We start from the raw sequence: 13,948 nt of genomic DNA, 5'->3' as shown, positions 1-13,948 counted from the left end.
GTCGGCCGGAACCGCCCGGCCGACCGGAACCGTCCGCAGTGGACGGTCATCCCTCGTCGTCGTCGCCGAAGAACTCCTCGGCCATGCCGCTCAACGCCATGCCGCCGAGCACACCGCCCGCGGCACCGGCGGCACCGGCGGCGAGCATGCCGCCCATGCCGGCTCCGCGCCGCTGGTCCTGCTGGTGGTAGTGGTGGTCGTCGTCGTGACCACGGCCGCGGTAGCCCTGCTGCCCGCCGTACCCGGTCGGGGTGCCGAAGGCGGGGTGGTGCCCGGGTTGCCCGCTGAACGCGGGGTTCTGCGCACCACCGAAGGCGGGGTTCTGGGCGCCACCACCGAACGCCGGGTTCGCCCCGCGCTCGGCGACCTGCGCCAACCAGCCGCTGATCGCGGCCACCCAGTCGGTGACCAGCGCTTCCTGGTGGGAGACCCGCAGGTGCCCGGAGGTGTCGCCGCCGATCGAGAACCCGCCCCGCCGCCGGTCGGCTTCGAGCACCACGTGCAGCTCGTGCGCGGTGGCGACGAAGGTCAGCTCGACCTGGCTCACCCGGCCCGCGAACCGCCCCGGCGGGAAGAACTCCAGCTCCTGGTAGAAGCCGAGCTCGTGCGGCACACCGGGCAACCGCCCGTTCTCCACACCCGCACCGCGGAACGAGAACCCGAGCTGCCCGACCGCGTCCAGCACCTTGTTCTGCGACGGCAGCGGACCGACCAGGACCGGGTCGAGATCACCCTTGTCGGGCGCACCCGCGACGACGAGCTCGGTCCGCAGCCCCACCCCCATCCCGGGCAGCGCAGCACCGCCGACCGCGGTGATCGGCGTCTCCCACGGCAGCTCCAGCTGGAACGGCACCGCCACCAGCTGCCCCGCGGGCACCCGCACACCCTGCTGCACCACCGCCCGGAAGAACTCCGCGCCACCGTGCTCGTCGTCGCGGGCGAAGGCGAACCCACCCCGCTCGACCTGCGCCACCAGCGACAGCACGACCTGGCCGATGTCGGCGTCGGCACTGCCGCCCTGGATGCGCACCTGCCCGGTGACGGGCTGACCGGGCACGGCGTGCGGCGAGTCCAGCACGGTGTCGACGGACGGGCCACCGATGCCGAAGGCGCTCAGCATCCGATTGAACATGAGAAGCTCTCCTCCTGGGACGAACGGGTCGAACCTGTTGCCGTGTCCCAGCTTCGTGAGCCCGTCGGACCGTGCACAGCTGCCGGACGTCCGGAACACCCCGCTACCCGGCTGGACCTGACCCCGCCGATCGGCGGGGTGGGCCACGTCCCGCCGAGGCTGAACCTGTCCTCGGTAGCCTCGGCGGTGTGATGGACGATCGTCGCGGCGTTGCCACAACACGCACCCACTCGGTGCTCGTCGTCCTGTTCGACGGCGTGCAACCCCTTGACGTCGCGGGTCCTCTGGACGTGTTCTCGTTGGCAGCGCGTTGCGTCGGAACAGCGGACACCCCGCCCTACGTCGTCCGCACGGCCTCACTGGGCGGCGGAACGATCCGCGCGGCCGGCGGCCTGCGGGTGGTCCCGGACCTCGACCTCGCCGCTGCCGACACCCCGGACCTGCTCCTGGTGCCGGGCGGTCCCGGCGTGGGGGACGTCGACGAGCGGCTCGTCGCGTGGCTGCGTGAGCGGGCTCCCGGTTCGCGACGAGTGGTGTCGGTGTGCACGGGGGCGTGGCTCCTGGCCGAGGCCGGTCTCCTGGACGGGAGACGGGCCACGACGCACTGGGAGTCCTGCGGTCACCTCGCCGACAAGCACCCGCGGGTGCGGGTGGAGACCGAACCGATCTTCGTCCAGGACGGCCCGTTCTACACGTCGGCGGGTGTCACCGCGGGTGTGGACCTCGCCATCGCCCTGGTCGAGGAGGACTTCGGCCGCGCGGTGGCCCACGAGATCGCCCGTCTGCTGGTGGTGTTCCTGCGCAGGCCGGGGAACCAGGCCCAGTTCAGCGCGCAGCTGTCGGCCCAGGCCGCGTACTCCGACCCGCTTCGGGACGTCCAGCACTGGGCCACCGCGAACCTCGCGGCGGACCTGTCCGTTCCGGCGCTGGCGGGCAGGGCCGGGCTGTCGCCACGTCAGTTCGCTCGCGCGTTCGCCGAGCAGGCCGGCGTGACACCGGGCCGCTTCGTGGACCTCATCCGGCTGGAGGCCGCGCAACGCATGCTGGCGGACACCGGGGAAGGGGTGCTGCGGATCGCGCGCCGGTGCGGGTACGGGACGCAGGAAGGGATGCGCCGCGCGTTCCTGCGCGAGCTCGGCGTGTCGCCCACGGAGTACCGGCGCAGCCGGGCCTGATCCGGGACGGATGGCAGATTCGTTGGGGTGCACGACATGGGCACGGCGACCGACCGGATCTACCGTTGCCCACATCGTCTGACTGAAGGGTTCCGACATGCAGGTCGCCATCGTGCTCTACCCCGGCTTCACCTCCTTGGACGTCCTCGGGCCCTACGAGGTCCTTGGCCGCCTTCCCGACACCGAGGTCGTCTTCGTGGCCGAGAAGCCGGGCCTGGTGGTCAACGACCTGAAGAGCCTGTCGATCGACGTCGTCGCCACCCTGGCCGATGTCACGGCACCCGACGTCGTTCTCGTCGGCGGAGGCCCGGGCCAGGTGGAGCAGATGTCCAACCACGCCTTGCTGGAGTGGCTGCGCACGACCGACCGGACGAGCAGGTGGACGACGGCCGTCTGCACCGGCACCTTCCTGCTCGCGGGTGCCGGACTGCTCGGCGGACGCAGGGCAACGACCCACTGGGGCGGGCTCGACCAGCTCGCCGAGTTCGGTGTGACTCCTTCGAAGGAGCGGGTGGTCGTCGACGGTCACTACGCGACCGCGGCCGGCGTGTCCGCCGGCATCGACATGGCGTTGACCCTGGCCGGTCTGATCGCGGGCGACGACGTGGCGCAGACGGTGCAGCTCATCATCGAGTACGCGCCGGAGCCGCCCTACGACGCGGGTTCGGTGGACTCCGCTCCCGCGGCCGTGGTCGAGAACGCGATGCGGATGATGTCGAGCTGACCCACCTCCGGCGGATCACCGCCGTTGACATGCCGGTGGGCACGAGTAGAGGACGAACGCTGACCGGTACTTGCGACACAGTGCCCTTGTCATCGGAAGCGTCCGGGGACGAAGTCCACTCGCAGTCAACGCAGGAGAACAGTCATGCGAACCCGTCCGCTCGGCCGCACCGGCATCCAGGTCAGTCCCTACGCGCTGGGCACGATGCTGCTCAACTCGTACGGCAACCCGGACCAGGACGAGTGCGTCCGCATCGTGCACCGCGCCCTTGACGCCGGCATCAACGTCGTCGACACCGCCGACGTCTACGGCCCCGACGGGGAGTCGGAGACGATCCTCGGGAAGGCCCTGCGCGGCCGCCGCGACGAGGTCGTGCTGGCCACCAAGTTCAACGGCGCCATGGGCACCGACCCCAACCAGCGCGGCAGCTCCCGCCGCTGGATCGTCTCCGCCGTCGAAGGATCGCTGCGCCGCCTCGGGGTCGACCACATCGACCTCCACCAGGTCCACCACCCCGAACCCGGCACCGACGTCGAGGAGACGCTCGCCGCGCTGACCGACCTGCTGCGAGCGGGCAAGGTCCGCGCCATCGGGCACTCCAACCTGCCCGCCGCGGAGATCGTCGAGGCCCAGTGGGTGGCCGAGCGGCGCGGGCTGGCCCGCTTCCGCTCGGAGCAGCCGCACTACTCGATCCTCAACCGCGGGATCGAACGCGAGGTGCTCCCGGTGTGCGAGCGCTACGGACTGGGCGTCGTGGTGTGGAGCCCGCTGGCGATGGGCCTGCTCGGAGGCCGTCTGCGCAAGGGCAGCGCCGAGACCGCCTCGGCCGGCCGCCTGCACTGGGCCGGGAAGCACCTGACCGACGAACGCAAGCTCGACGCCGTCGAAGCACTCGCACAGGTCGCGGAGGAGGCCGGGGTGTCGTTGCCCCACCTCGCACTGGCCTTCGTGACCGCCCACCCCGCGGTCACGTCCGCGATCATCGGCCCGCGCACCCTGGACCAGCTCGACGACCTGATCGCGGGAGCCGACACCCTGCTCGGCGACGACGTGCTCGACCGCATCGACGAGATCGTGCCGCCGGGCACTGATGTGGGGCCCATGGACGTCGCCTACGTCACCCCGCCAGTCGCTCACCCTCATCTCCGCCGTCGCCCTGTTGCCACCCGCGCCGCACGGCAACGGTCTCCGCAGTGAAGGTCGACGTCGGACAACGCCGGGCTCGTCTCGGTGTCCGGCACCACCTGGCCACGGCCGCGACCACAGTCCAGGAGGCCATCGAGGGCGTCGTCGCGCTGCACGCCACCGATCCCGCGACGGTGTACCTCTCAGCGGCCGCACGGCTCATGCGCCCGGCCGTTGCGGAGGTCGAGCACGCGCTGTACCAGGAGCGCACCTGCTTGCGGCTGCTCGGGATGCGCCGCACGATGTTCGTGACAGACCTCGACACCGCAGCTCTGGTGCAGCACGGTTGTTCCGCCGACGTCGCGACGAAGCAACGGCGGCTGCTGGAGAGAGAACTCGGGCAGCAGGGACACCCGGAGAACGTGCCGGAACCGGCGACGTGGCTGACCGAGGTCGAAACCGCCGTCGAGGCCGCTCTGCACAGGCTCGGGTCGGCGACAGCGACGCAACTGGCCGATGAAGAGCCACGGCTGCGCCAGCAACTGCGGATGTTCGAGGGCAAGCCGTACGAGGCGATCAGCAACGTCACCAGCCGGGTGTTGTTCCAGCTGGCGGCGGACGGCCGGATCGTCCGCGGCCGTCCACGCGGCACGTGGCTGAGCACGCAGTACGTCTGGCACCCCTTGCGGGACTGGGTTCCGGACGGCCTGCGGTCGTGGGAGCCCGACGCGGCGCGGACGGAGCTGGCACGGTTGTGGTTGCGCGCGTACGGTCCGGCGCCGGTGTCGGACCTGCGGTGGTGGACGGGCTGGACGGTCAGCCAGACCAGGAGCGCCCTGGCCGGGGTGGCGACGGCGGAGGTCGATCTGGCGGGCGTGCCGGGGCTGGTGCTGGCCGACGACCTGGACCCGGTGCCCGTGCCGGAGCCGTGGGCGGCGTTGCTGCCGAGCATGGACCCGACGTCGATGGGCTGGCAGGACCGCGACTGGTTCCTGGGTGAGCACCGGGCGGCGCTGTTCGACCGCGCGGGCAACATCGGCCCGACGGTCTGGGTGAACGGCCGCGTCGTGGGCGGCTGGGCGCAGCGCGCGAGCGGCGAGGTCGTGCACCGGCTGCTGGAAGACGTGTCGTCGGACGAACGGGAGCTGGTGGAGGAGGCAGCCGGCCGCTGTGCGACCTGGCTGGGCGGGGTCCGGGTGACACCGCGGATGCGCACTCCGCTGGAGCGCGAGCTGGCGGCATGACCGCCGAGGACGTCTCGGCGGGGATCGGCTGCACGGCTCACCGCCGGGTGACGTCGACGACGAGCCGGGTGTGCCGGCGGACCACGGCACGCGCCTGGCGCTGGGGCTGCTCGGCCTCCCTGATCGCGTCCACCCGCAGCGCCAGCTGCCGGAACGCGACCTCAGCGGTGACGAGTCCCAACTCGGCTCCAGCGCACCGGTGCGCGCCCAGCCCGAACGACAGGACGTCGCGTGGCCCGGTGTCCGGCGTGAGGAACCGGTCCGCCACGAACGAGTCCGGATCACCGAACCTGCCGGGATCCCGGCCGAGCGCACCGAAGCACACGAGCACCACGCTGTCGCGGGCGACGGGGACACCGGCCAGTTCGGTGTCCTGCGCCGCGACCCTGACGCCGTACTGGACAGGAGGGTCGTACCGCAGTGCCTCCAGGACGAACGACCTCAGCAGTGCGTCGTCGTCGCGCAGACCCGGCAACAGGTCGTTGTGCGCCGCGAGCTGACGCAGGCCGCTGCCGAGCAGCGACGCGGTGGTCGCGGTGCCCGCGCCGAGCAGGAACACCAGGTTGCTGACGAGGTCCCGCTCGTCGATCTGGCTGTGCTCCCTGAGCGAACGGACGAGCGGAGCTTCGCTTCCCCGCTTCGCCAGGACCGTGTTCGTGATGTGGTCGACGAGGTGTGAAGATGCCTCTTCGGCGGCTGCGAGCGCCTTGTCCGGCGGGTGCATCTCGTTGCGTTCCAGGAACCTGTCGAGCCAGCCGGCCACTCGTTCGCCGTCGTGCCGCGGCAGACCGAGCAGTTCGCCCATCACGGAGTCGGGGATGGTCGTGAACGACCGGGCGGCGTCCACCAGGCCGTCGCCCTCGCCGAACGGCGCTGTGCCGGCGCCGGCGTGCCGCGTGATCATCGGGCGCATCCGCTCGACCTGGTCGGGGGCGAAGAAGCGCGCGATGAGGCGGCGGGCGGGTTGGTTGTCGGGTGCGTTGCGGAAGAGCAGGCTGCGGTAGAGCAGATCGGTCGACGGGACCGTGTACCAGGTGGGCCACAGCCGGTCGGCGTAGTGGCGGTCGGGTACGGGGAAGAGCCTCGGGTTCACCAGGACGTCCACGCACTCCCGGTAGCCGGTGACGAGCAGGCGCTGAGGGGTGATCGGCAGCACCGGCCAGTGTTCGACCAGCTCGCGGTAGTGGCGGTAGGGCGCGGTCCGCCCCTCGGGGGACAGCAGCCGCAGCAGCACGTCGTGAGGACTGGTCACGGCATGCCGTCCCGTCCGCTCAGCACGAGTCCGGACAGTGTCACGAGTGGACTGCCGTCGGCCGTGCCGGCGATGCCGTCGGCAACACCGTCGGCAACACCGTCCACATGCGTCACGTGCAGGTGGATGCCGTTCTTCGCCTGTGCTGCCAACGCGAGGTCGTTGTGCCCGGTGTGCAGCCTCAGCTCGGCGATCGAGTGGGGCGTCGCGTACCGGTGCGGGGTGTCGATGGCGCAGGCGGTCTGCAACAGGGCGTCGACGAGCAGCCACGGTGTCCGGTGCGCGGCGAAGAACTCGCCGTCCGGGAGCGGGGGTTCCCAGCGAGCCGAGGTCGTGCCGGTCGTGAACCTGAGGTCGCGAACCTGGTCGAACAGGCCCGACATGGACATCGTCGCCGGCGCGCGCCGGACGCTGAGCTGACGGGGCCGGGCAGGCGTGACGGTGCTGTCGGTGGTGCCGCCGACCGGAACCAGAACCTCGACGTGGTGGACACGGCGGCTGCGGTGTCCGGCCCTGAGGTGCGATCGGACGGTGACGCGCACGACGCCGGCATCCGGACCCGCCGGCGTGAACGACGCGGCCAGGGTGTACTCCGCAACCTGGGGGTCGACGGCGATGGGAGCCTCGAAGCGGACGTCCCGGAACCTGTCCACGACAGCGCCGCCGGTGAGGTGGCCGGTGACGGCGGCCGCGAGCTCCAGCACGAGCGCACCCGGCACGAGCGCGCGCGACTGCCGCACGTGGCCCCGCAGGTGTTCGTGCCGCGAGAGGTCAAGTCGCCAGACGGTGTCGTCCCGGTCGGTGTGGGACGGGCTGCCCACGTAGGGGAGTCCGGCGCCGTCGCCCACGAGGCCGGGGAACCGCGATCCCGCCAGCCGCCACTCCGCTTCGCCCAGCAGGACCGGTGCCGCGTGCCGCCCGAGGCGGTTCGCCGGCACCAGCGTGGTGAAGATCCGCTGTCCCTCGGCGTCGCTGATCAGGCCGAGCTGCCCGGTCTTCGCCGTGTAGTCGGTGAAACCGCTTCGTGGCCCCAGCCCGGACTCACCCCACAGGCTCCAGCCGATCGCGCACTCGGCGCCCGAGCTGCGGCCGGACTCGTACCGGGCAGCCGCGTTGAGCACGTCGTTGGCCGGTCCGTAGTCGATCTCGCCGGGCAGGCCGAACGCGCCGGCGACGGAGCTGAAGTGGCACCACGCGAGCGGTGCGGGGTCGCGGAACGCCGCCCTGAGGTTGTGGTAGCCCATGACCTTGGTGTCACGCACCCGTCGGAACGTCGAGAGGTCCTTGGCCCTCAGCCTGCGGGCGCCGCTGATCCCCGCGCCGTTCAGCACCAGGTCGATGCGGGGCGTCGTCGCGGTGATCACCGCCGCCGCGCGCCGGACCGCGGCGGGGTCCGTCACGTCGCACCCCAGGTAGTGCACCCGGTCCGCCCCGATCCGGTCGCGCAGGGCGGCGATGGTCGCACGCGCCTCCCGCGACCTGCGGCAACGGTCGTAGGTCGCCCGCAGGCCACCGATGTGGGCATCTGGGTCCTCGTGGCGCCTCCTGCGCACGTAGTCGGCGCTGCTCAGGTCACCGATCTCCGCGGACTCGGCAGCCATGGTGTCCAGTTCGGTGCTGCCGAGCAGCCACAGCACCGACGGCGGAGGGCTCATCGCCTCCAAGCACCGTGCGGTGATGCCACGTGCGCCGCCCACCGCGACCACGACGGGGCCGGTGACGGCTGGGTCCTCGACGGCAGGTGACGGCTCTTCGAGCGGGAGAAGTCGTTCCTCCCACCTGACCGCCGGGGCCGACCCGGTCCGGTAGTAGGCGACGGGCAGGCCTCTGCCGCACCCGGACTCCGCGCGAAACCGTGCCAACGCGGCAGCGAGGCCGACGTCGTCGGTGACCACGGCGAGCACGTGCGCCGCCGGCAGCTCCCACGCGACCGACTTCGCCATCCCGGTCAGCAGCGCGCAGTGCGGATGTGGTGTTCCGCCGTCGAAACGGTCGAGCACGAGGAGCGCGACCGACGAGTTCTCGTGAGCCGGGTCGGCGCGCTGCTTCAACGCGACGAAGGTCGCCTCCTGCAGGGCGAGGAGGCCCGGACGTGGCGCGTCGGGCCACGCGGCACCGCGCAGGGACGTGATCACGCACAGCCGGTCGCTGACCGGTCCCGGCGAGGTGACGAGGTTCGTCACCGCCTCCTCGTCCCAGGTGGCCGCGGCGTCCGGCACGAGCACGACCGTCACCTCGTGCGCCGCGATGGCGCGCACCTGGTCCGCGATCTCCGCGTCGTCGGTGAGCACCAGCGCTCCGGCGGGCAGCGGATCGCGTTCGGGGAAGCGGGCCACAGCGGGACGTGGCACCAAGCGGAGGTCGTACGGCCGCACAGTCGTCTCCACCGCGTCCGTGGCCGTCATGGCAGCGGTGGGAGCACGTGGACGGTCGGGCCGGACTCCGCGGAGAACCGTTGAGGCAGGGTGTCCCGCACGACGCTCCGGATGACGTCGAGCACCCCGTCCGCGGCGAGGTAGCTCTTGCTCCGGCGTGGCGGTGCCGCCGCGGATGCGGGCGTCAGTTCGGTTCGCACGCGTGCGAGCACCCGCCAGCCACGGGCGGCAGCGGTTTCGGGACGGGCGAGCGCCACCGCGAACGCACCCTCGGCGCTCTCCCCGCCCTCGCTGACGACCGAGCCGGTGCTGCCGAAGGCATCGGTGTTCCACGCCATCACCAGCGCGAGATCGATGTCGCCCCGGCGCAGGTAGCAGCCGGCGGTGTGCACGGCGGCGAGCCCTGACGCCCCTCCGGCGTCGACCATCATCGTCGGCCCGCGCAGGTTCCTCCGGTTGCTGATCCACCCGAGTGCGATGGACGACATGCGTCCGACCAGGCTGTACGGGCCGATGGCCCGGCTGCGGTCGCGGAGCTCTCGCAGGTACTGCTCCGCAGCCGCCTTCTCCTCGCCGTCCAACGTCTCCGCGAGCCCGTCACCCAGGCACCGCACGGTGGACTCGACAGCCGACCTGCTGACGCCGTACCGGGCGCCGAAGACACCCGTGCGTTCCTCAAGTCCCTGCCACCACGGTGTGTCGTCCCCCGATCCGGCCAGCCGGCCCGCCAGTTCGGCCGCGAGCAGCTGACTCATGTCCAGCTGAGCCGCGACCTTGGGCACGATCAACGAGCTCGCGAACGGAGGAAGCGGGTACGGGGCCTCGAACCGGGTCGTGTCGGCGGGATCGTCGCCTCGGGACAGCCGGTGCGCGACCGACTCGTCCTCCGGCTTGCCCGGCAGCAACGCGCTCCACCGCACCAGCACCAGCTCGTCGCAGGACGCGGGCGGAGCGGACCGCACGGCACGGGTCTGCGTCCCGGGCGGGCAGAGCAGCTGATGTCCGTTGATGCCACCGAGTCCACAGGCGAAGACCCCGACGAACGACCGTTCCTCCGCCGCCAGCGGCACCGGTGCCGACGGCACCCGGACGGAAAGGGAGCGGGCGTACTCCGGCAGCGACGCGTGGTTGGGCTGCCGGGGCACCGTCGACCGGTGCAGGCCGATCGCGGCCTGGATCAGCGAGACGATCCCGCAGGCCATGCCGGTGTGGCCGAGCATCGCCTTGTTCCCCGTGACCCACGGCGTGCCACCGGCGTGGGCGGCGGCGATGGAGCGCAACTCCGTCGCGTCCCCTGCCAGGGTCGCGGTCCCGTGCCCGATGATCCACGAGACCTCGGCGCCGACGACGCCGTTGACATCTCTGGCCCGCGTCATCGCACGGGTCTGGCCCTCCTGGCTCGGTGCGAAGATCGCTTTGCTCTTGCCGTCGCACGCCGCGCCGAACCCGGCGAGCACCGCGAGCACCGTGTCGTCGTCCCGCAGGGCGTCGCTCATCCGCTTGAGCGCGACGACGCCGGCGCCTTCGGAGAACACCGTGCCGTCCGCCGCCGCGTCGAAGGCGCGCAGCTGTCCCGTGCGCGACAGCGTGCCCATCTCGCCGAAGTACACCTGGCGCAACGGTCCGTGTGAGCTCACGCCACCGCAGAACGCGACGTCCACCTCGCCGTCCAGCAGGTGTCTGACGCCGAGGTCCACCGAGTACAGCGCCGACGGGCAGATGTTGTCGGAGACGAGCACGTGCGTGTCGGGAGGCAGCAGTCCCTTCGCGGCGCGGACGGCCTGGTGGTGGGGGAGGAACTCGGTGTGTCCGCGGTGCGCGCAGGGGTCCGCTTGCGCGAGCTTCCGCCTGATCGCGTCGCGCCGGTCTCCCGGCAGCCGTGCCGCGGTCTGGGCGGCGAGGGCGTCCGCGGCGAGCGCGAGGTCCATCTCGTAGCTCGTGTCCGTGGACGAGGCGAGGAACAGACCGGTGCGGCCGGTCGGACCGGGCGACGTGGTCGTGACGCATTGATGCAGCGCACGACGCAGCCAGGACACCTGGAGGTCGCCGGCGTCGTCCCCCGGCGCCGCCGGAACCTCGCCGAACCGGAGCTCGTACGGCTCACCCGTGTCGCTGTGGGTCAACCGCGCCAACGACTCGAGCCCGCGGAACCGGGCGGAGGGCCCGAACACGAGAGGGCCGTCCTGCGCGCGCCTCCACAACTCCTCGACGTCGTCGCAACCCGGCGTCACGACACCGGCGGCGACGACGCAGACCTGGTCGGCGTGCATCGGATCAAGCCGTTTCCCGCGCCGCACCGGCGTCTTTCAGCAGCTGGGCCACCGTGCGGACGGTGATGGTCGCGGGCGACTCGACCTGACCGAGCTCGACCGACCACCGCTGCTGGGCCTTGACCAGCACGAGGTGGTGCTGGAGGGAGTCCAGGCCGAACTCGGCTTCGAGGTCGACATCCGGGGTGACCATGTCCTCCGGGATCTCGAGCGCGGCAGCGTAGCTTTCGCGCAGGTAGGTGGTCACCACGTCGTCTGAGCTGGTCATGGCTGACTCCCTGGGGCTGGTGAGAAGAGTGGTCAACTGTCGGACATCGGTCTCGGTCACGCGTTTCCTGAACGGCGCCCACACCCGCGCCCTGCTGCCGAGGGTCTCGGAGACGAGCCGGGTCAGCGTGTCCTTCAGGCCGCATTCCACGAACTCCGCCACCCCCTCCGAGCTCAGCTCCGTGACGGCGTGGCAGAAGTCCAGCGGCCGCACCATCTGGAGCGCGGCGAGCAGGACGAGGTCGTCGTCGGCCCCCAGTGCTCGCCCCAGCACAGGCGACCACACGGCCGTTTTCAGAGGAGCTGACCGGATTCCACGCACGGACTCCAGGTACCGTTCGAACGCGGGGCCGAGCGTGACGTGGTGCTGGGCGTAGGGTCCCGCGCGCAGTGCGGTCACCGTGGTGCCCTGCGCACGGGCGTGGTGCGCCAGCCGTTCGACCTCTTCCGCCGGGCCGGAGAGGATCACCTGCGTCGGGCTGTTCACCGCGGCGACCACGACGCTCCTGGCACCTGCCACGACCGCTGCCGCTTGGCGGGACGACAGCATGAACGCCGCGGTGGCGGCATCGGCGTTTGCGTGTGCCTGCAACGCTTTGGCGCGTTCGCACAACAGGCGGGCGCCGTCCTCGACGGTGATGCCCTCCGCGGCGACCATCGCGGTGATCTCACCGAGGCTGTGTCCGAGCAGGACGTCCGGGCGAAGCCCGAACTCCTCCAGGAGCACCCGGTGACAGCTCAGTTGTGCGTGGTAGGTCTGCATCTCGCTCAACGGGCTCCACGCCGTGGGCTCGGGCTCGCTCAAGACGGACGGCCACCCGAGGTCAGCCGTCACGGCGTCGATCCGGCTCGCGAGCTCGGCCGCGTGCCGTCGACCTGCTGCGTAGTGGGCGAACGGATCAGTGAAGAGCGATCCGAGGCCGGGAAAGACGAACGCGGTCTTCATGGAATCCCGTCATGTCGAACCTCTGCGCTGCTGTGCGGATCGAAGCTGACCTGTCCCGCTGGACGGTATGGCACCAGGACTTCGCCTTCCACGAGCCGTCCCATTCGATGGAACGACCCGTTCCGGCGTGCCTCACCGAACATCCGGATGGGCGTGCCGCTTGATGTGACCGTTCTGCATGACGAAGTCGACGTTCCCGGTGCAGCCGATGTCCTCGAAGGGGTTGCCGGGCATCGCGACGAGGTCGGCGAGCGCGCCGGGGCGGATGGTGCCGCGGTCGGGGGTGGCGAGCAGCGCGGCGGCTTCGGAGGTAGCGGCGCGGAGCGCGCGCAGCTCGCTGATGCCGTTGGAGACCATGGTGGGGAACTCGCGCCAGTTGTCGCGGTGGGGCAGGACGCTGGCGTCGGAGCCGAACGCGATCCGGGCCGCTGAGCCGGCGGGATGGGTGGCGCACTGGTGCAGGCGGTCGGCGTGCGTGCGGAAGGTGTCTCTGAGGTGGTCCGGCTTGTCAGTCCAGAAGTCGTCGTCGTCGAGGTGGCGCAGGCATTCGACGGTGACGAACTGGGTGGGGACGAGCCAGATGCCCTTGTCCGCGAGCACGGTGAGCGTGGAAGGGGTGGCGAGTGAGGCGTGTTCGACGGAGCGGACGCCGGCGTGGGCGGCGCGCAGGACGCCTTCGTCGTTGAACGCGTGGACAGCGGTGGGCATCCCGAGGTCGCGCGCGGTGGTGACGAGGGCGTCGACTTCCGCCTGGGAGTAGGTGACCAGTTCGGGGTCGTCGTGTTCGGAGCCGAATCCGCCGGTGCCGGCGAACTTGATCCAGTCCGCGCCCTGCCGTGCTTCGACGCGGACGGCCTGGACGACCTCGTCGACGCCGTCAGCGAGGGCGCCCAGTTCGACGCCGAAGCGTTCGCCCAACCCGGCGGACTTGTCGCCGTGGCCACCTCTGCCGGAGATGATGCGGGGCGCCACGATCATGCGCGGACCGTCGACGACCCCTTCGCGCTGCGCTTGCTTCAGGTCGACGGTGACGGACGGGGGTGCGCACCCGAGGTCGCGCACCGTCGTGAAGCCGTTGTGCAGCAGGGTCCGCAACGACGTCAGTGCCGCCAGGGTCTGCGCACTGACGGAGGTGTCGGGTGGCAGGTCGGGCACGACGTGGACGTGGCAGTCGATGAACCCCGGAACCAGGGTGCGATCGCCCAGGTCGACCACCTCCGCCCCCCGCGTCCGCGTCGGGCCGACCTCCTCCACGCGGCCTCCTGCGACGAGCACCGAGGTCCGCCCGGAAGGACGGTCGGCGATCCCGTCCCAGAACCGGTCGGCGACCACGATCAAGGGGTTCGTCGCGATTGACATCGATTGCCCTTCACTTTCACCGGTCGACTGGTCGCAGGGCCACTCTTTTGTGGTAATCCGCACCCGGAAAGCGCAGTAC

General features: G+C 71.4%; 10 protein-coding genes. 4 read left to right on the top strand and 6 right to left on the bottom strand.

Annotated features, from left to right (window positions below; translation table 11 throughout):
• Nucleotides 1–46 precede the first annotated feature (46 nt).
• A complete protein-coding gene (locus ACZ7CD_RS33330) occupies nucleotides 47–1,132 on the bottom strand; it encodes a sporulation protein (protein ID WP_470380477.1) in 1,086 nt (361 codons plus the stop codon).
• Nucleotides 1,133–1,323: 191 nt separating this feature from the next.
• Between ACZ7CD_RS33330 and ACZ7CD_RS33325 the strand changes: the two genes are divergently transcribed.
• The 4 genes from ACZ7CD_RS33325 (at nucleotide 1,324) to ACZ7CD_RS33310 (ending at nucleotide 5,400) form a co-directional block, all read left to right on the top strand.
• Entirely contained in the window at nucleotides 1,324–2,307 is a 984-nt protein-coding gene (locus ACZ7CD_RS33325) for a GlxA family transcriptional regulator (RefSeq protein ID WP_470380508.1), read from the top strand.
• A 97-nt stretch (nucleotides 2,308–2,404) separates the two neighbouring features.
• On the top strand, nucleotides 2,405–3,031 hold the full coding sequence (locus tag ACZ7CD_RS33320) for a DJ-1/PfpI family protein (RefSeq protein ID WP_360388445.1): 627 nt from the start codon (nucleotides 2,405–2,407) through the stop codon (nucleotides 3,029–3,031).
• Nucleotides 3,032–3,175: 144 nt separating this feature from the next.
• Nucleotides 3,176–4,228, top strand: coding sequence for an aldo/keto reductase (locus tag ACZ7CD_RS33315; RefSeq protein ID WP_470376170.1), 1,053 nt, complete (start codon nucleotides 3,176–3,178; stop codon nucleotides 4,226–4,228).
• Entirely contained in the window at nucleotides 4,225–5,400 is a 1,176-nt protein-coding gene (locus ACZ7CD_RS33310) for a winged helix DNA-binding domain-containing protein (RefSeq protein ID WP_470380476.1), read from the top strand. Before ACZ7CD_RS33315 ends, ACZ7CD_RS33310 begins: the two co-directional genes overlap by 4 nt.
• A gap of 37 nt (nucleotides 5,401–5,437) precedes the next feature.
• Here the strand turns inward: ACZ7CD_RS33310 and ACZ7CD_RS33305 are convergent, their stop codons facing one another.
• The 5 genes from ACZ7CD_RS33305 to ACZ7CD_RS33285 all read right to left on the bottom strand — a co-directional run bounded on the left by ACZ7CD_RS33305 (nucleotide 5,438) and on the right by ACZ7CD_RS33285 (nucleotide 13,869).
• Nucleotides 5,438–6,652, bottom strand: a complete 1,215-nt coding sequence (locus ACZ7CD_RS33305; RefSeq protein WP_470380475.1) for a cytochrome P450 — start codon at nucleotides 6,650–6,652, stop codon at nucleotides 5,438–5,440.
• Nucleotides 6,649–9,057, bottom strand: coding sequence for an SDR family NAD(P)-dependent oxidoreductase (locus ACZ7CD_RS33300; protein WP_470380474.1), 2,409 nt, complete (start codon nucleotides 9,055–9,057; stop codon nucleotides 6,649–6,651). The genes ACZ7CD_RS33305 and ACZ7CD_RS33300 overlap by 4 nt, the downstream gene beginning before the upstream one ends.
• Nucleotides 9,054–11,297, bottom strand: coding sequence for a beta-ketoacyl synthase N-terminal-like domain-containing protein (locus ACZ7CD_RS33295; RefSeq protein ID WP_470380473.1), 2,244 nt, complete (start codon nucleotides 11,295–11,297; stop codon nucleotides 9,054–9,056). Before ACZ7CD_RS33295 ends, ACZ7CD_RS33300 begins: the two co-directional genes overlap by 4 nt.
• Before the next feature lie 4 nt (nucleotides 11,298–11,301).
• Nucleotides 11,302–12,369: an acyltransferase domain-containing protein gene (locus ACZ7CD_RS33290; RefSeq protein WP_470380472.1), complete on the bottom strand. Its 1,068-nt coding sequence runs from the start codon at nucleotides 12,367–12,369 to the stop codon at nucleotides 11,302–11,304.
• A 273-nt stretch (nucleotides 12,370–12,642) separates the two neighbouring features.
• A complete protein-coding gene (locus tag ACZ7CD_RS33285) occupies nucleotides 12,643–13,869 on the bottom strand; it encodes a metal-dependent hydrolase family protein (RefSeq protein WP_470380471.1) in 1,227 nt (408 codons plus the stop codon).
• Between the last annotated feature and the right edge of the window lie 79 nt (nucleotides 13,870–13,948).

The sequence above is a fragment of the Lentzea sp. NPDC036949 genome, from assembly GCF_055608075.1.
This window is presented reverse-complemented; position numbering and strand designations above follow the sequence as displayed.

Bases quoted from the DNA above. Each gene is read 5' to 3' on its own strand.
- ACZ7CD_RS33315 (WP_470376170.1), top strand. From the start codon at position 3,176: ATGCGAACCCGTCCGCTCGGCCGCACCGGCATCCAGGTCAGTCCCTAC.
- ACZ7CD_RS33285 (WP_470380471.1), bottom strand. From the start codon at position 13,869: ATGTCAATCGCGACGAACCCCTTGATCGTGGTCGCCGACCGGTTCTGG.
- ACZ7CD_RS33295 (WP_470380473.1), bottom strand. From the start codon at position 11,297: ATGCACGCCGACCAGGTCTGCGTCGTCGCCGCCGGTGTCGTGACGCCG.
- ACZ7CD_RS33300 (WP_470380474.1), bottom strand. From the start codon at position 9,057: ATGACGGCCACGGACGCGGTGGAGACGACTGTGCGGCCGTACGACCTC.
- ACZ7CD_RS33320 (WP_360388445.1), top strand. From the start codon at position 2,405: ATGCAGGTCGCCATCGTGCTCTACCCCGGCTTCACCTCCTTGGACGTC.
- ACZ7CD_RS33330 (WP_470380477.1), bottom strand. From the start codon at position 1,132: ATGTTCAATCGGATGCTGAGCGCCTTCGGCATCGGTGGCCCGTCCGTC.
- ACZ7CD_RS33325 (WP_470380508.1), top strand. From the start codon at position 1,324: ATGGACGATCGTCGCGGCGTTGCCACAACACGCACCCACTCGGTGCTC.